We start from the raw sequence: 17,323 nt of genomic DNA on the forward strand, positions 1-17,323 counted from the left end.
ATGACCAAGCCGGACATGATCGAGAACCGGACATTCGACGAGATTGCCGTCGGTGATCATGCGAGCCTCTCGCGCACGCTGGGCGAGCGGGAGATCCAGCTCTTCGCCCTCGCCTCGGGTGACGTCAATCCGGCGCATCTCGACCCGGACTATGCCGCCACGGACATCTTCCAGCGCGTCATTGCCCACGGCCTGTGGGGCGGCGGTCTCATTTCCGCCGTGCTCGGCACGGAGCTGCCCGGCCCCGGAACCATCTATCTGAGCCAGAGCCTGCGCTTCGTGCGGCCCGTCTGCCTGGGCGACACCATCACCGCGTCCGTTACGGTGAAGGAAAAGCGCCCGAAGACGCACGACCTCGTTCTTGATTGCCGGTGCAGCAACCAGCGCAACGAGGACGTCATCACCGGCGAGGCGCTGGTACGCGCACCGACGGAGAAAGTGTGCCGGCCCCGCATCGCGCTGCCCGACGTGCGCGTGCCTGATCACGACGACTATCGGCGGCTCATCGAAGCGACGCGGGGCGGCGCGCCCGTGCCCACGGCCGTGGCGCACCCCTGCTCGGCAGCGGCCATCGCGGCGGCAGCGGAAGCCGCCGAAGCCGGCCTCATCGTGCCCATACTCGTCGGACCGGAAAGCAGGATCAGGGCGGCAGCACAGGAAGCGGAAGTGGATATCAGCGCTTTCCGCCTCGTGCCTGCCCCGCACAGCCATGCCGCCGCCGCGCAGGCAGTGGCGCTGGTGCGCGCCGGCAAAGCGCAACTGCTGATGAAAGGCTCGCTGCATACCGACGAGCTGATGAGCGCGATCGTGGCCCGCGAGACGGGCCTGCGTACCGAGCGGCGGATTAGCCATGTCTACATCATGGACGTGCCCGGCCATCCCACGCCCCTGCTCATCACGGACGCGGCCATCAACATCGCGCCGACGCTGGAGGAAAAGGCCGACATCATCCGCAACGCCATCGACCTTGCCCATGTCATCGGCATCGAGACGCCCCGGGTCGCCATTCTCTCGGCCGTGGAGACGGTCAACCCCGCCCTCGCCTCCACGCTGGACGCCGCAGCGCTCTGCAAGATGGCGGATCGCGGCCAGATCGCCGGGGGCGTGCTCGACGGCCCCCTGGCCTTCGACAATGCAATCAGCGAGGCGGCCGCGAAGGAGAAAGGCATCGTCTCGCCGGTCGCCGGCAAGGCCGAGATCCTGATCGTGCCCAATATCGAGGCGGGGAACATGCTGGCCAAGCAGCTCACGTTCCTCGGGGGCGCGGATGCGGCGGGCATCGTGCTGGGCGCACGCGTGCCGGTCATCCTCACCAGCCGCGCCGATTCCGCGCGCACCCGCATGGCCTCCTGCGCGGTGGCGGTGCTGCTGGCCCGCGCCGCGACGAAGGCCGCGCCGGGCGTGGCGAGCCAGCCCGCATGAGCCAGGCGATCATCAGCCTCAATTCCGGTTCCTCCAGCATCAAGTTCGGTCTGTTCTCGCTGGAAGGCGGCGTGCCCGTCCATGCCGCCGGGGGCAAGCTGGAGAAGATCGGCATCGCGCCCCAGCTCACCATCCGGGATGGCGAGGGTAGCATCATCGCGGAGAAGGAATGGCCGCAGGGTGCGAGCCTTACGCATCAGGCGCTGCTCGACGATCTCTATGACTGGGCAGGCAGCCACCTCGCCGGGCACGAGATCATCGCGGTCGGGCATCGCGTCGTGCATGGCGGCGCCGATTTCGCCGCGCCGGTGCGGGTGGACGCGGCCATTCTGGCGCGGCTGGAAGCGCTCTGCCCGCTGGCGCCTCTGCACCAGCCGCACAATCTCGCCGCCATCCGGGCCATTGCTGCCCTGTCTCCCGACCTTCCCCAGATCGCCTGTTTCGACACCGCATTCCATCACGCCATGGAGCCGGTAGCGACGCGGCTCGCCCTGCCCCGCGCGATGTCCGACAGGGGCATTCGCCGCTATGGCTTCCATGGCCTTTCCTACGATTATATCGCCCGCCGGCTGCGCGAGATCGATCCTGAGCTGGCAAGCGGGCGCGTGATCGCGGGGCATCTCGGCAATGGCGCTTCGCTCTGCGCCATCCACGCGGGCCGCAGTGTCGACACGACGATGGGCTTCACGGCGCTCGACGGCCTGATGATGGGCACGCGCAGCGGCGCACTCGATCCCGGCGTCGTGATCCACCTGATGAAGCAGGAGGGCATGAGCGCCGACGAGATCGAGACGCTGCTCTATCGGGAGAGCGGGCTGCTCGGCGTCTCCGGCATTTCGAGCGACATGCGCACGCTTCACGAGAGCGACGATCCGCGCGCGGCCGAGGCCATCGCGCTTTTCGTGTGGCGCGCCGCGCGGGAAGCCGGCGCACTCATCAGCGCCATGGGCGGGATCGACGGCATCGTGTTCACGGCCGGCATCGGCGAAAATGATCCGGTCATCCGCGCCGCCATCGCCGCGCGCCTCGCCTGGACGGGCCTGGAAATCGACGAGGCCGCCAATCGCGCCAATGCGCCGCTCATCAGCACCCCCGACAGCCGTGTCACGGCCCGGGTCATTCCCACGGACGAGGAACGGATGATCGCCCTGCACACGCTGGCGACCCTGCAAGCGGAAGCAACGCCCTGGGCATGACCGCCGGTGCCTTCCGGCTTTTCAGCCCCGGGACAGAACGCGCCTTCTCTCGCACTCAGCCATAGCGCTCCTCCTTCCAGGGATCGCCGCGCATATGGTAGCCGTTCTGTTCCCAGAAGCCCGGCTTGTCGCCCCCGAGGAAATCGATGCCGCCGAGCCATTTGGCGCTTTTCCAGAAATAGAGATGCGGAATGACCAGCCGGACCGGCCCGCCATGGTCCCGCGTCAGCGGCTTCCCGTCCCAGCCATGGGCCAGCAGGGCATCGGGCGCGGCGAAATCCTCCAGCGGGACATTGGTCGTATACCCGTCATAGCCGTGCAGCATGACATGCGTCGCTTCCTCGGCCGGGCCGACCAAATCCAGCAGGTCACGGGTCGCCACGCCCGTCCAGTCATTGTCGTAGCGCGACCAGGTGGTGACGCAGTGGATATCCGAGCGGACCTGGGTCTGCGGCAGGGCCATGAAGGCGGCCCAGTCCAGCGACACCGGTTCCGCGACCATCCCGCCGATCCTCAGGCGCCACCGCTCGGTGGAGACGTCCGGCTGCCGGCCGAGATCGAGCACCGGCCAGTTGCGCACCAGATGCTGGCCGGGCGGCAGGCGCTCCTCCGCCGGGCGGGCGGGCGCGCCGGTGATGAACTTGTGTTCGCTCGCCCAGCGCCGCTTCGAGCGCGTCAGCTTGCTGTCCGGCGGAGTCGTCTCATCGTCCATAGGCGGTTCCCGGAGAGGCGCGGCGTGCCAGCGCAGCATCCGCCAAACCGCAGCCGCGCGCAAGGCCGGAACGCGCAGGGAGCGTGCTGCCAGGTCCACCTGCCATCTCAATTTCCCACGATGAACGCAGCCCATTTCTGCTATGCCGAGGCTTGATATGACGGCCCCAAGCTGCTTTCTATCATGATAGGAAAAGCCGGCGGCAAATATCGACCGCCGGCGCAGCGCGCAGGAGAGTAACCGTGCTCATCAAACGGCTCGATCACGTCAATATCCGCACGCGTGACCTGCCGCCGGTCGTCGCTTTCTATCGCGACATACTGGAGCTGGAGGAACGCGACCCGCCATCCAATCTCGACAGGACGATGGTGCGGTGGATGTACGATCACAAGGATGACCCGATCGTCCACATCAGCACGCCCGGCGCGCTCAGCGAGCATGGCATCTACGACAATATCACCGGGACGACCGGCGGGCTCGATCATGTCGCCTTCCAGTGCGTGGGCCTCGCGCCCCTCGTAGAGCGGCTGAAGAAGCATGGCGTGCCCTGGCGCGAGAACCGGGTGGACGTCATCAAGATGACGCAGGTGTTCCTGCACGATCCCACCGGCGTGCAGATCGAACTCAATGTGTTCGACGAGGATCCCGGCCCTTGAGCGGCGGGGCCGCTCCACACGAATAAAGAAGAAACAGAACCATAATCATCAGGAGAGAGACCATGAACAAGCCCGAGGTGAAGATGACGGCTCCTCCCAGCCAGGAGCGCAAGATTGTCAACGTTCCCGAACTTTTCCCGGACCTGATCGCGAAGCATGCCCATCCCGGGCGGTTCGTCCATTATGACGAGAAGGACAGCCCCTGGGTGCCCTTCGGCGAGAATGCGGCGATCAAGCACCTACTCTTTGACACCCGCCACAACATCTATTCCAACATCCTCTGGATGAAAGGGCCGGCCGTGGTCGGCACGCACAAGCACCGGGGCTATGTGGTGATGATGTGCCTGGAAGGCAGCGTCCATTATCTCGAATATGACTGGCTCGCGACGCCCGGCTGCTTCATCTACGAAACGCCCGGCGAGGCCCATACGCTGGTCACCGACCATCCCGAGGGCTGCAAGCTCTTCGGCTGGATGCAGGGCCCCAACGAGTTCTACGATCCCGAGGGCAATCTCGTCATGACCGCCGATGTCTGGTGGTTCATGGATCATTACGAGAGCTACTGCCGCGAGCACGGCATCCCGCTCAATCCCGAACTCTATCTCTGACGCCGCGCGCGCCGATCCAGTCGCCTATCCTTTCGAAAGGACATCATGGTGAGCCATCCTCCCAAAGCGCTCGAACAGTTCGACATTGCCGGCCGCAGCGCCATCGTGACCGGCGCCGCCTCCGGCATCGGCCTTGCCTATGCCGAGACCATGGCCGAGGCCGGCGCCCGCGTGACACTGACCGATGTGGACGGCGCGGCGGCGGAGCGCGAGGCGGCGCGGTTGCGCGCGGAAGGATATGATGCACGCGCCGCGCAGCTCGACGTCTCCGACCGGGCGCGCACTACGCAGGTGTTCGACGAGCACGAAGCGGCCTATGGCGGGCTCGATATCGCTTTCGCTAATGCGGGCGTAGGCATCGGACCCGGCTTCTGGGACCCCAACGGCCACCGCGCCCCGGACGGTCAGGTGGACAGCTACAATCCCGAATATTGGGACCGGATCATCGCCATCAATCTCACCGGCGCCTACAACACGATGCGCGACGCCGTCCGGCTGATGAAGAAGGGCGGCAAGGGCGGATCGATCATCGCCACCTCGTCCAACGCGGCGGTCATCTGCGAAGCGATCGTCCCCCTGCCCTACATGCCCGCCAAGGCCGGCGTCAGCCACATGGTGAAGCATCTCGCCTTCGAGCTGGCGGAATATCATATCCGGGTGAACGCCATCCTGCCCGGCCCCTTCGTCACCAACATCGCCGATGGCTCGCTCAAGGACCCGGTTGTGCGCGCGGCGTGGGACAAGTCGACGCCGATGGGCCGCATCGCCGAACCCTACCAGATCAAGCCGCTCGCGCTCTATCTCGCCTCGGATGCATCGAGCTACGTCACGGGTGCACAGATGTTGATTGACGGCGGCATGGCGCTGGGGAAATTCCACTAGTCGCAAGCCACGCGCCGCCGCTGGCCGGACCGGCCATGCGGGGCCTGCACGGCAAGCCAAGGAGCAAGACATGACCACGACCACCCGCGCCGCCATCTGCTATGGGGCGGAAAAGCCCTTCTCCATAGAGGATGTCACGCTGGACGATCCGCGCGAGGACGAAGTTCTGGTGCGCATCCACGCCTGCGGCATCTGCCATACCGACATGGCCGCGCGCGACAGCCAGATCCCGACACCGCTGCCGATGGTGCTGGGCCATGAGGGCGCGGGCGTGGTCGAGAAGGTCGGTGCGGCCATCACGCATGTGAAGCCGGGCGACCGCGTCATCATGAGCTTCAACAGTTGCGGCCATTGCCCCTCCTGCGCCATCGACCGGCCGACTTACTGCTATAATTTCGTGCCGGAGAACTGGACCGGCAAGCGCGCCGACGGGAGCGCGACCGCGCATCAGGACGGGGGGGACGTCAACGCCAATTTCTTCGGCCAGTCGTCCTTCGCCGCGCACGCGCTGGCTCATGCCCGCAATGTGGTGAAAGTGCCCGAGAGCGCGGCCGCTATTCCCCTCGCGACGCTGGCACCGCTGGGCTGCGGGCTGATGACCGGTGCGGGCGCCGTGCTGCGCAGCATGAATGTGCGCGCGGGCATGCCGATCGCCGTCTTCGGATCGGGCGCGGTGGGCCTCGCGGCGGTGATGGCGGCCAAGATCGCCGGGGCGAACCCGATCATCGCCGTCGACGTGCATGACAATCGCCTTGCCCTCGCCCGCGAGATGGGCGCGACGCACAGCATCAACGGCAGGACGCAGGATTCCGTCGAGGAGATCCGCAGGATCAGCCCGCAGGGTCTCGCTTATGCCTTCGACACGACGGGCCTCAAGTCCATCATCGAGCAGGCCTTCGGGCTGCTGCTCCCGCTCGGTGTGCTGGGCCTTGTCGGCGCGTCGGGCCCTGCGGAAATGCTGAGCTTCAACGAATCCAGCCTGATGGGCGGCGGCAAGCGGGTGATCGGCATCCTCGGCGGCGATTCCGATCTCCAGACTTTCCTGCCGGAGCTGATCGAGCATCATCTCGCGGGCCGCTTCCCGCACGAGCGCCTGATCCGCACCTTCCCCTTCAGCCAGATCAACGAGGCTTTCCACGCCGGCGAGAGCGGCGAAGTGGTGAAGCCCGTGCTGGTGATGGAAGACTGAACCCGGCACGCGCCGAACCTGCCGAGAGGATGACACCGATATGCGCGCCGCCATCATGCAGGGCCTGCACAAGCCCCTTCGCGTGGATACGCTTCCCGATCCCGTGCCCGGCGAAGGCGAACTGGTGGTGAAGGTCGGCCGCTGCGGCATCTGCGGCTCCGACCTGCACATGACCGAGGACCCCGGCTACGGGAAAGGCGCAGGCGACGTGCTCGGCCACGAGTTCGCCGGCGAGATCGTCGCTCTGGGCAAGGGCGTCACCGGCCTGCGCACCGGCGACCTCGTCTCGGTGAGCCCGCTCAGGAGCTGCGGCCACTGCGCCGCCTGCCGGGCGGGCGATGTTGCCTGGTGCGCGCATTTCGGGCTGCAGGCAGGCGGTTACGCGGAATATGCGCTCACCCGCCCCAATCAGTGCGTGAAGCTCCCCGACACGCTGAGCCTTGCCGATGGCGCCATCGTGGAGCCGCTGGCCGTGGCGCGGCACGGCATTGCCCTGTCCGGCATCCGCGCGGGCGACCGGGTGCTGGTGCTGGGCGCCGGGCCGATCGGTCTGGCCGTGGCATTCTGGGCGCGCCGGGCAGGCGCGGCGGCCGTGATCGTGCAGGACATCGCCGACTGGCAGCGCGAGCGCGCGCTCATCATGGGCGCGACCGGCTTCATCGTCGACAGGGACGATCCGGTGGGTGCCGCGACCCGCGCGCTCGGCGGCCCGGCGGACATCGTGTTCGAGTGCGTCGGCGTGCCCGGCCTCATCGCGCAGGCCGTGCAGCAGGTTCGCCCACGCGGCACCATCCTGCTGCTTGGCCTGTGCAACCAGCCCGACACGTTCAACAGCTTCGCCATGCTTTCCAAGGAGATCCGGCTGGTCACCTCGGCCTTCTTCACGCAGGGCGAATATGAGGCGGCGCTTGACGCGCTGGACCGGGGCGCCGCCGAACCGCGCGCGCTCGTGACCGAAACGATCAGCCTCGCCCGGACGCCGGAGATCTTCGAAAGCCTCAAGCGCCGCACGCATCAGTGCAAGGTGATGATCGCGCCGGGCGAATAGCCGCGCCCACGCAGGGACCGCAATGGCGCTTTCGGGCCACTATTTCCTTCGCATATGTGATCGTTTCATATACGGCGAACCCGGAATCAAGAACCATGAGTCTCGGGTAAGCGGAGTAAGGACATGACGGCACGCGGTCTGACGGTGGAAAAACCAGCACGGGCAGAAGGCCCCACGGTGCGCGATGCAGTGATGACCCTGCTGCGTGATCTCGGCATGACCACCCTGTTCGGCAATCCCGGCTCCACCGAGCTTCCGCTGTTCCGCGACATGCCGCAGGACTTCCGTTATATCCTCGGCCTGCAGGAAAGCGTCGTCGTCGGCATGGCCGATGGCTTCGCGCAGATGAGCGGCAATGCCGCCTTCGTGAACCTGCACAGCTCGGCCGGCACGGGCCATGCGCTGGGCAATATCTTCACCGCCTTTCGCAACCAGACGCCGCTGGTCATCACCGCCGGGCAGCAGGCGCGCAGCATCTTCCCTTACGACCCATTCCTCTATGCCGAGCGCGCCACGGAATTTCCGCAGCCCTTCGTCAAATGGACCTGCGAACCGGCCCGTGCGGAAGACGTGCCGCTCGCCATCCTGCGCGCCTATCACATGGCAATGCAGGCACCGCGCGGCCCGGTGTTCGTCTCCGTGCCCATCGACGATTGGGATCGCGCCTGCACGCCCATCGACGTCTCGACCGTATCGCAGGACGTGATGGCCTCGCCCGCGCTGATCGGCGCGGCTGCTGAAGCGCTGGACAAGGCAAGGTCGCCGGTCATCGTGGCTGGCGCGGGCGTGGGCCGCGAGAATGCGCGCGCCGCGCTCGCCAAGCTCGCCGAGGCGCACAAGGCGCGCGTCTTCGTCGCCCCGATGGCCGCGCGCGCCGTGTTCCCGGAGGATCACCCGCTGTTCGCCGGTTTCCTCCCGGCCTCGCGCGAGGCTGTCGTCTCCGCGCTCAAGGGGCATGATCTGGTGCTGGTGCTCGGCGCGCCCGTCTTCACTTATCATGTCGAGGGCTTCGGCCCCTATGTGCCCGAGGGAGCCTCGCTCATCCAGATCGTCGATGACCCGTCGGTCGCCGCCCGCACGCCGGTGGGCACGGCCATCATCGGCAATGTCGCCGACGCCATTGCCCGGCTGAGCGCTGCCACAAGCCCCGCCCCGCCGCGCGCCGTGCCGGACGCCGCTCTTCCCGCGCCCAATGTGGTGGGCAGCGGAACGGCCATCGAGGAAGCATTGCTGATGCAGCAACTCGCGACGCTGCGCCCGAAAGGCATCATCATCAGCGAGGAAGCGCCCAGCACGCGCGGGCCGATGCACGATCATTTCCCGATCCGGCTCGAAGACGAGTTCATGGCGACGGCAAGCGGTGGCCTGGGCTTCGCGCTGCCGGCCGCGGTCGGCGCGGCGATCGCGCAGCCCGATCGCACGGTTCTCTGCCTGCTTGGCGACGGATCGTCCATGTATTCGATCCAGGGGCTGTGGACGGCTGCCGAGATGGGCCTCGACGTGCGCTTCCTGATCGTCAACAATGGCGGCTATGCCGCGCTCGACCAGTTCGGCGCGCTGTTCGACATCGAAGTGGTGGGAAGCAAGCTGCCCGGCCTCGATTTCGTGAAGATCGCCGAGGGCATGGGCGTGCCGGGCGCGCGTGTCTCGACCGTCGATGCGCTCGACGAGGCGATCCGGGAACTGTTCGCCGGAAAGGGTCCGCGACTGCTCGAAGTCGTGGTCCAGCGCCCGGCATGACCCAGTGTCTTGTGCGCAGCATCGCCCGCAGCAAATGCGGGCCTGCGCACGGCACGACCATAATCACAGGAGAGCGATAACATGGCCAAGACCTTCATCACCTGCGCGATCACCGGCGCCTCCCCGATGCCCAAGCATCCCAATTTCCCCTTCCGCCCGGAGCATGTCGCGCAGGAAGCGCTGGACGCGGCGGCGGCCGGCGCCTCGATCATCCATGTCCATGTGCGTAACGGCGCGGACGGCACGCCGAGCCAGGAGCTTGAGGATTATCGCAAGGTCGTGGGCCTCATCCGCGAGAAGAACACCGACGTGATCCTGAACGTCACCACCGGGCCCGGCTGCATGTGGTTCCCCAAGAGCGCCGAGGAGCCGGCCGTGCCGGACATGGAAAAGACGCTGATGTTCACCGCCGAGCGGCGCATCGAGCATATCCTTGAGCTCAAGCCGGACATGTGCACGCTCGACATCTGCACGATGAACCTGTGGGGCGGCATCGCGATGAACCTGGAGATGATCGTCGGCAAGATGGGCACCATGCTGCAGGATGCAGGCGTGCTCACCGAGATCGAGTGTTTCGAGGCGGGGGATTTCGTTTTCGCCGACGATCTGATGGCCAAGGGCCTCATCCCGAAGAACTCGCCCTTCACCTTCGTGCTCGGCACGAAATACGGCCTGCCCGCCACGCCCGAGGCCATGATGTATTCCAGGAACCAGATCCCGCGCGGCGCGCACTTCACCGGCTTCGGCGTCTCGCGGCACAGCTTCCCCATGGCCGCGCAGTCCGTGCTGCTCGGCGGGCATATGCGCGTCGGCTTCGAGGACACGATCTACCTGCGCAAGGGCATGCTCGCGAACAGCAATGCCGAGCTGGTCGAATGGGGCGCGGACATCGTGAACAAGCTGGGCGGCGAAGTGGCCAGCCCGGGCGAGACGCGCGAGATGCTCGGCCTCAAGAGCTGAGCGACGGCGCATTGCCGGGAGGGGGCGGAAACATGATCCAGAAGGTGGACTCGTCGTCGGTCAAGTCGGCGACGCGCACGCTCGATATCCTCGAGTTCGTGGTCGGCTGCGGCCGGGCCGTCAGCGCCGCCGAGATCGCCGCGGCCCTCGCGATCCCGGTGAGCAGCCTCTCCTATCTGCTCGGCACGCTGGTCGAGCGGGGCTATCTCACCCGCAACGGCCGCCTCCATTTGCCGGGACCGGCGCTTGCGCGCCTCGGCGCCGGGGAACGCAGCGCGACACTGGCGGAGCGCGTTTATCCCGTCGTCCGCTCGGTCTCGCTGCAGCTCAACGAGACGGCCTCCTTCTTCGTGCGGCATGGTCATGAGATGGAAGCCATCACCGGCGAAGTCGCGCCGCAGGCCTTGCGCTATACGATCGAGGTAGGGCGGCCCGTGCCGCTCCATGCCTTCGCGGCCGGCAAGGCCATTCTCGCGACGTTCGACGAGACGGAGCTGAACGCCTATTTCGCCGCCAGCCGCCGCGATGCCTTCACGGCCCACACGCTGACCAGCGAGGGCGATCTGCGCCGGGAACTGGCCGCCATCGCCCGCACCGGCACCGCCCGCACCATTGAGGAATATACCCCCGGCATCATCGGCATCGGCCGCGCGGTCATTTCCGGCGGGCAATTGCTGGGCGCGATCAGCGTGGCGATCCCTGCCGCACGCACGACACCGCAGCTCGAGGAACGGGCCATCCAGATGCTCCAGCGCGCCGCCGAGGCGCTTGGCGACCGCTGAAGGCGCGGGCCCCGTGAACCTGCTCCACTCCCTGCCCCCGGCGCGGAATGAAGAGGACTTCACGGATATCCTCGCCCGGCCCGGCCTGCGCATCGAGCGGATCGTCTCGCATGGCCAGGTCACGCCGCCCGACGCGCCCTATGACCAGTCCCACGAGGAATGGGTCCTGTTGCTTGCCGGCGCCGCGCGGCTGTGGCTGGAGGATCGCGGCGAGGTCGCGCTCGAGCCGGGCGACAGCCTGCTCATCCCGGCCCATGTCCGCCATCGCGTCATCTATACGCAGGCCGACCCGCCCACCATATGGCTTGCCGTCCATCTGGAGGGCTGAGGCCATGGCCGAGATCATCAATCTGCGCATGGCCCGCAAGGCGAAGAAGCGCGCCGACGCCGCGCAGCAGGCGGCCGAGAACCGGGCGAAGTTCGGGCGGACGAAAGAGCGCAAGCAGCAGGAACGCATGGAAGCCGAGCGCGCTGCCCGCACGATCGAGAGCGCACGACGCGAAGGCCCTGCCGTCGAGGATTCCCCGCGCGAGGACGACTGAGGCCAGCCGTCCTTCGCGCCCATGATCGGGCGCTCTCGGGATATGCGGACAAGCGAACGGCCGCCGGATCGCTCCGGCGGCCGCCTGTCATGCGCTTTCTGGCGAACCGGCCCGATCAGGCCTTCTTGGTGCGCCAGCTGTCGGCATAGCCCGTGCGTGCCACAGCCGAGTACGGCACCGGCGCCACGACCGCCTTGATCTCCGTCTGCTCGTGCGGCTCGACGGTCGGCTTGGAGGTGCCGCCATTGGGCTCGCCCCAGAGCAGCGAGACTTCCGTGCCGGGCTTGGCATATTTGGGATCGATCATCGCCAGCGTGAGCATCTTGCCCTCGTTCGACGAGTAGCCGACCCAGGTCGAGACGCCGACATGCTTGCCGTCGACCAGCACCGAGTCATAGGGGTGCATCGAATAGACCGCGCTCGGGAACTCGAAATATTTCGCACGACCGGAGTCCGAGAAATAGCTGCTCATCACGCGCAGCATGTCCTCGTCATCCAGCGCCAGCGTTACCTTCTCGAGGTGCGGCTCGTTCGCCATCTTCTCCAGCGCTTCCTTGCCGATGAAGTCATGGTCGAACTTGACGATGATGCCATAGCCGATGTCCCAGGGCGTCAGGCCATAGCCTTCCAGGCTCTCGGGCACATAGGAACCGCCGATGGAGCACTTGGCGCCATAGCTGTTCTCGCCGGCCCACTTGCGGAAGTCGGCCGAGCCTTCGCCGAAGAGATAGCCCGGGAACGGCGAGGGCACCCAGCCGGATTCCAGCGTGTTGGACGAATAGGCACGGCCGCCGACAAGTGCCAGCCCATGGTTCTTGCCCGCCGCGACCAGCGCCGAATGAACCGCCTCATAATCCGCCCAAGGACCGTAGAGCTCATAGCCCGGCTGACCGGCCATGCCGTGACGCAGCGCGCCGACGGTCTTCCCGGCGATCTGGATGTCCGCCATGTTGAAGAATTTGAGGTCCGGCGGGGTCTGGCCCATCGCGTCCGTCAGGATCGCCATGGCGTTGGGGCCCTGCAGCTGGAAGCGATAGTGGCGGCGCACACCGTCGGTGCGCAGCGCGGTGCGCTCGTCACGGGTGAGCGTGACGTTCCACTTGCCGGTGGCGGCATGGAACTCGGCCCACTCGATGGCCGGCGCGCGGCCGACGAGGTTGAACTGGTTCTCGGCGAGATAGAACAGGATCACGTCGCCGATGACATAGCCCTCGGCCGTCACCGGAACCCACTGCTTGGCCTTGCCGGGCGCGAAGTTCTTGAAGCTGTTGATGCCGAGATAGTTGAGGAAGGCGAAGGCGTCGGGGCCTTCGACCATCAGCTCGACCATGTGGTAGCTCTGGTTGAAGAGCACGGCGGTCTTGGCCCATGCGCGCTGCTCGTTGCGCCAGTTGGAATATTCTGCCGGGACGCCGGGATAGACGTTCGGGCCGGTCTGCTGGTTGCGCAGGAAATCGACTGCATTTCCGGCATTATCCAGCACATCTTGAAGACTTTTCGCCATTCTACTCTCCTTCAGACTAAAGTTCAGGAATTCAGGATTCTGTCTTTTTCCGCGGCTTGCACCGCATCCAGCCAGGCCGCGAGGACGCGCGTCATCGCCGCTGGCTGCTCGACCGGGACCATATGGCCCGCATCGGGAATGATCGTCAGCGTCGCGCCGGGAATCGCGGCGGCGATGGCTTCATGCTGCACCGGCGGTGCCCAGGCGTCATCGGCGCCGGTGGCCACGAGCACGGGGCAGCGGATGGTCGGCAGCAGGCTTTCCACTTCCGGGCGCGCAAGCAAGGCGCGCATCTGCCGCTCATACATGTCGAGACCCGCATCGCTGCACATCTGCCACAGCATGTCCATCAGGCCCGGGCGCGAGCGATTGGCCTCGCCGACCATCGGGGGAAGCCATGCGTCGATGAGGGCGTCCATGCCCTGCTCCACGCCGCGCGCCAGCAGGGCAAAGCGACCATCGGCCTCGCCGGGCCGGGGCAAATGAATGCCGGTGCTGATGAGGCCGAGGCCCGCGACCCGCTCCGGGGCCCGGCGAATGATTTCCAGCGCGACCCGGCCGCCCATGGAATGGCCGACCACGGCAAAGCGCTCCGGCGCCTGTGCAAGCACCTGCTCGGCCATGGCGCCAAGGCTGTCCGCTTCCCCATAGCCCGCAACCGCCGTCACCGGATGATGCGCGCCCAGGGCCTCGGCCTGCGGTGCCCAGATACGGGCATCGCAGATCAGGCCGGGCAACAACAGCAGGGGCGCTGCCTTGGAAGGCGAGTGACTCATGGAAATCCGATGTTCTTCGTATATACGAAGATTTCATCTACTCGAAGACCGGCCTGAATGCCAGCCCCAAATGTGCAACACGCGCACAATTGAAAGGTCATGCTGCGGCACGACGTGCAGCATTTGCCGCACGTCGTGCAGAGGGAAAACCGGTCAGTCCACCAGCATCAGGGCATCGAGCGCAATGGCCCCCTGCCCTTCGGGGTAAACCACCACCGGATTGAGATCGAGTTCCTGGATGCGCGGTTCGCCGCGCAGCAATCGGCCGACCTGGCTGATCAGCTCCGCCACCGCGCCCACGTCCAGCGCGGGCGATCCGCGATAACCGTGTAGCAAAGCCTCCTGCTTGAGCTTGCCGAGCTCGGCGACGATCGCCTCCTTGGTCATGTCCGGCGAGAGCAGGCGCACATCCTGCAGGATCTCGGCCGTCACGCCGCCGAAGCCGGCGAGGATCACCGGACCCCATTGCGGATCGTTCTTGGCGCCGACGATCAGTTCCAGCCCGCGCGCGCCCATCGCCTCGATCAGCACGCCGTCCAGAATGATGGAGGCGTCATAGCGCTGCACATCCGCGAACATCTTGTCCCAGGCTGCGCGGATCGCGTCGGCCCCGACGAGATTGAGCGCCACGCCGCCGGCATCGCTCTTGTGGCTGAGCGCGGCGGCCTGCGCCTTCATCACCACCGGGCCGCCGATCGCTTCTGCCGCCGCGATGGCGTCCTCGACCGTCGCGGCAAACTGTCCCTTGGGAAAGCTGATGCCGAGCGGTGCGAGCAGTGCCTTCGCCTTATATTCGGGCACCACGCCCTTCTCGCTCACCAGCGCGGGCACGCTCGCCGGCGCCGCATCGGTCTTGCTCGCATCGCGCGCGCCAGCGGCTGAGAGACGGCGAATGGCGCGGAGTGCGCGCTCCGTGGTCGGGAAATAGGGAATGCCCTCGGCGCGCAGCTGCTCGATCCAGTCGGCCGGCACATCCGCGCCTTCGTCCACGCCGCCGAAGATGACCGGCTTGGTCGCCTTGAGCTCGCGCACGGCCTTGAGGAACGGCGGCAGCTTGATGCCGATGGTCGCCGGATTGGTCTGGATGATGCCGGCGAAGATCGTGCCGACGCGATCGTCCTCGAACAGGGCCGCCAGCGTGCGATAATACATGTCCGGGTCGACCAGACCCTGCGCCGTCAGATCGAGCGGATTGCTGACCGGCACGAACTCGGGCAGCGCCGCGCGCAGTGCCGGTGCATTGCCGTCATCGAGCGTCGGCAGCGCCAGCTCCAGCTCCTCGGCCAGATCGAGCGTCAGAGCCTTGAGCGCGCCGGATTCGCCCAGCACCGCCGTGCCGCCGCTCGGCAGCGCGGGGCAGCGCGCGGCGATCTCGGTGATGTCGCCCAGTTCCTCCAGCGTCTCGGCCACGACTACGCCGGCCCGCTCCACCTTGGCGCGCATCAGCTTGTAGTCGCCGGCCATGGCGCCGGTATGCGTCGCGGCGGATTCGCGCGCGGCGCTGCTCTTGCCGGGGTGCAGCAGGACGACCAGCTTGCCGGCCGCATTCGCCTTCTCCATCAGTGCGAGGAAGCGGGCGGGATCGCGGAACTGCTCGACGATCATCGCGATGATCCGCGTCTTCTCGTCGGCAATCATGAACTCGACATAATCCTCGACACCGCTGCCGGCCTCGTTGCCGGTCGAGACGGAGTAAGTGAGGTCGAGCGTGCGGCTCTCCAGCATCACGGCGAGCACGGCCGCCATGGCGCCGCTCTGCGAGACGATGCCCACGCCCCCCGGGCTCGGCGCCTTGATGTCGGTATCGATGAAGGTGAGCGGAATGCGGTCGAGATAATTCACCGAGCCGAGGCAGTTGGGCCCTTCCACCACGATGCCGGCCTCATGCGCGATGCGGCCGATTTCCTGCTGGTCGGCCATGCCCTGCTCGCCGCCCTCGGCGAAGCCCGCGGCAAAGATGATCGCGGCGCCGGCCTTGCGCGCGGCAAGCTGGCGCATCGTGTCCAGCACGGCGACGCGCGGAATGGCGAGGATCGCGCAATCGACGCCCTCGGGCAGCGCGTCCACGCTCGGCACCGCCGGACGTCCGCTGATCGTCTCGCGCTTGGGATTGACGAGATGGATGTCGCCGGGGAATTCGTTGCGGACGAGGTTGGCAAGCACGCTCGCGCCAAGCGAGCCGGGCGTCTCCGATGCTCCGACGATCGCGATGGACCGGGGGCGCAGCAGGCGATTGATGTCACGCGCCCCAGCCTGGGGACGCACTCCGGCCTCAACCGTCATATCTCAACTCTCCTTAGCGGAACCAAATACAGGCAATCAGGCCATTCCCCGCGTGGCGAGGGGCGCGGCGCAAACCGGGATGGACGAGGCGACCGGGAAGATGCCCGGCCGCCCCATGCCATCAGACCTCGGTCTTGGTCTTGTCATAGTGCCCGAGACCGGGCTTGAACGTCTTGTCGTCGAGGAACTGCTTCATGGCGACATGCCGGCCGTCCGACTTGTCGAACCAGTTGAGGCCTTCCTGCAGGCGGATCAGATAGTCTTCTGCATTGTCGTACGTCATTTCCTTGACGCGACGCACCGCATCCTTGGTGTATTTCACCGTCGCCCAGTTCTTCTGGATGAGCGTCTCGGCCACCTGCTTCACGCGGGCCTTGAGCTGATCGGCGGGCATCGACTCATTGACGAGATTGTAGCGCGCCGCATCCTGGCCCGAGAGATTCTCGCCCATCATGGCGTGATACATGGCGACCCTCATCGGCATGAGGTCGACCGCGACCTTGGTCGCGCCGCCGCCGGGCAGGATGCCCCAGTTCACTTCGGAGAGGCCGAACTGCGCCTCGTCCGCCGCGAAGGCGAGATCGCAGGCGAAGAGCGGGCCATAAGCGCCGCCGAAGCACCAGCCATGGACCATGGCGATGGTCGGCTTCTGATACCAGCGCAGACGCTCCCACCAGGTATAGGCCTCGCGCTGCGCCTTGCGCGTGCCGGCCAGGCCCTCGGCTTCCGTCTCGCGGAAATATTCCTTGAGGTCCATGCCCGCGCACCAGGCCGGGCCTTCGCCGCCGAGCACCAGCACGCCGACATCGTCGCGGAACTCGAGTTCGGTGAGCACCTTCAGCATCTGCCGGTTGAGCTTGGGGCTCTGCGCATTCCGTTTGGTGGGGCGATTATAATAGACCCACGCCACGTTGTTCACGATCTCGTAGCGGACGGTATCCTCTTCCCGTTCCACCGGCTTATTCTCCTCGGACATGCGATTTTCCTTTTCAGGCTAATTATGCTATAAGCCATAGCATTCAC

Annotated in this window: 17 protein-coding genes; 12 read left to right on the forward strand and 5 right to left on the reverse strand. The window is 66.5% G+C overall.

Translation table 11 applies throughout. The annotated features are described in order from the left end of the window. Nucleotides 1-1,422, forward strand: a complete 1,422-nt coding sequence (locus tag HNP60_RS11695) for a bifunctional enoyl-CoA hydratase/phosphate acetyltransferase (protein WP_184153875.1) — start codon at nucleotides 1-3, stop codon at nucleotides 1,420-1,422. Further along, on the forward strand, nucleotides 1,419-2,618 hold the full coding sequence (locus tag HNP60_RS11700) for an acetate/propionate family kinase (RefSeq protein ID WP_184153878.1): 1,200 nt from the start codon (nucleotides 1,419-1,421) through the stop codon (nucleotides 2,616-2,618). Before HNP60_RS11695 ends, HNP60_RS11700 begins: the two co-directional genes overlap by 4 nt. Before the next feature lie 55 nt (nucleotides 2,619-2,673). Here the strand turns inward: HNP60_RS11700 and HNP60_RS11705 are convergent, their stop codons facing one another. Further along, on the reverse strand, nucleotides 2,674-3,330 hold the full coding sequence (locus HNP60_RS11705; protein WP_184153881.1) for a sulfite oxidase-like oxidoreductase: 657 nt from the start codon (nucleotides 3,328-3,330) through the stop codon (nucleotides 2,674-2,676). A gap of 242 nt (nucleotides 3,331-3,572) precedes the next feature. Here HNP60_RS11705 and HNP60_RS11710 point away from each other — a divergent pair, with 242 nt between their 5' ends. The 10 genes from HNP60_RS11710 to HNP60_RS11755 all read left to right on the forward strand — a co-directional run bounded on the left by HNP60_RS11710 (nucleotide 3,573) and on the right by HNP60_RS11755 (nucleotide 11,737). Continuing rightward, nucleotides 3,573-3,986 (forward strand): VOC family protein, encoded by a 414-nt coding sequence (locus HNP60_RS11710; RefSeq protein ID WP_184153884.1) that lies wholly within the window; start codon nucleotides 3,573-3,575, stop codon nucleotides 3,984-3,986. Nucleotides 3,987-4,048: 62 nt separating this feature from the next. Next, nucleotides 4,049-4,594: a 2,4'-dihydroxyacetophenone dioxygenase family protein gene (locus HNP60_RS11715; protein WP_184153887.1), complete on the forward strand. Its 546-nt coding sequence runs from the start codon at nucleotides 4,049-4,051 to the stop codon at nucleotides 4,592-4,594. Between the two features lie 45 nt (nucleotides 4,595-4,639). Beyond that, on the forward strand, nucleotides 4,640-5,476 hold the full coding sequence (locus HNP60_RS11720) for an SDR family NAD(P)-dependent oxidoreductase (RefSeq protein ID WP_184153890.1): 837 nt from the start codon (nucleotides 4,640-4,642) through the stop codon (nucleotides 5,474-5,476). Nucleotides 5,477-5,546: 70 nt separating this feature from the next. Then, nucleotides 5,547-6,665, forward strand: a complete 1,119-nt coding sequence (locus HNP60_RS11725; RefSeq protein ID WP_184153893.1) for an NAD(P)-dependent alcohol dehydrogenase — start codon at nucleotides 5,547-5,549, stop codon at nucleotides 6,663-6,665. 40 nt (nucleotides 6,666-6,705) lie between these two features. Next, on the forward strand, nucleotides 6,706-7,713 hold the full coding sequence (locus tag HNP60_RS11730) for an alcohol dehydrogenase catalytic domain-containing protein (RefSeq protein WP_184153896.1): 1,008 nt from the start codon (nucleotides 6,706-6,708) through the stop codon (nucleotides 7,711-7,713). A 123-nt stretch (nucleotides 7,714-7,836) separates the two neighbouring features. Then, nucleotides 7,837-9,453, forward strand: a complete 1,617-nt coding sequence (gene mdlC, locus HNP60_RS11735) for a benzoylformate decarboxylase (RefSeq protein WP_014076815.1) — start codon at nucleotides 7,837-7,839, stop codon at nucleotides 9,451-9,453. A gap of 81 nt (nucleotides 9,454-9,534) precedes the next feature. After that, nucleotides 9,535-10,413 (forward strand): beta-keto acid cleavage family enzyme, encoded by an 879-nt coding sequence (locus tag HNP60_RS11740; RefSeq protein WP_184153899.1) that lies wholly within the window; start codon nucleotides 9,535-9,537, stop codon nucleotides 10,411-10,413. A gap of 32 nt (nucleotides 10,414-10,445) precedes the next feature. Beyond that, a complete protein-coding gene (locus HNP60_RS11745) occupies nucleotides 10,446-11,195 on the forward strand; it encodes an IclR family transcriptional regulator (RefSeq protein ID WP_184153902.1) in 750 nt (249 codons plus the stop codon). A 13-nt stretch (nucleotides 11,196-11,208) separates the two neighbouring features. Then, a complete protein-coding gene (locus HNP60_RS11750; protein WP_184153905.1) occupies nucleotides 11,209-11,523 on the forward strand; it encodes a cupin domain-containing protein in 315 nt (104 codons plus the stop codon). A 4-nt stretch (nucleotides 11,524-11,527) separates the two neighbouring features. Then, nucleotides 11,528-11,737: a DUF4169 family protein gene (locus tag HNP60_RS11755; protein ID WP_184047650.1), complete on the forward strand. Its 210-nt coding sequence runs from the start codon at nucleotides 11,528-11,530 to the stop codon at nucleotides 11,735-11,737. 115 nt (nucleotides 11,738-11,852) lie between these two features. Here the strand turns inward: HNP60_RS11755 and desA are convergent, their stop codons facing one another. From desA to HNP60_RS11775, 4 genes are all read right to left on the reverse strand, one after another. Next, a complete protein-coding gene (desA, locus tag HNP60_RS11760) occupies nucleotides 11,853-13,241 on the reverse strand; it encodes a syringate O-demethylase (protein WP_014076820.1) in 1,389 nt (462 codons plus the stop codon). A 23-nt stretch (nucleotides 13,242-13,264) separates the two neighbouring features. After that, on the reverse strand, nucleotides 13,265-14,017 hold the full coding sequence (locus HNP60_RS11765; protein ID WP_184153908.1) for an alpha/beta fold hydrolase: 753 nt from the start codon (nucleotides 14,015-14,017) through the stop codon (nucleotides 13,265-13,267). Nucleotides 14,018-14,170: 153 nt separating this feature from the next. Beyond that, nucleotides 14,171-16,300: an acetate--CoA ligase family protein gene (locus HNP60_RS11770; RefSeq protein ID WP_184153910.1), complete on the reverse strand. Its 2,130-nt coding sequence runs from the start codon at nucleotides 16,298-16,300 to the stop codon at nucleotides 14,171-14,173. A 121-nt stretch (nucleotides 16,301-16,421) separates the two neighbouring features. Further along, nucleotides 16,422-17,276 carry a p-hydroxycinnamoyl CoA hydratase/lyase gene (locus HNP60_RS11775; protein WP_014076823.1) on the reverse strand — a complete coding sequence of 285 codons (855 nt, stop codon included), beginning with the start codon at nucleotides 17,274-17,276 and terminating at the stop codon, nucleotides 16,422-16,424. Nucleotides 17,277-17,323 lie beyond the last annotated feature (47 nt).

This window comes from Sphingobium lignivorans, from assembly GCF_014203955.1.
In the GTDB taxonomy this organism is placed as follows: Bacteria; Pseudomonadota; Alphaproteobacteria; order Sphingomonadales; family Sphingomonadaceae; genus Sphingobium; species Sphingobium lignivorans.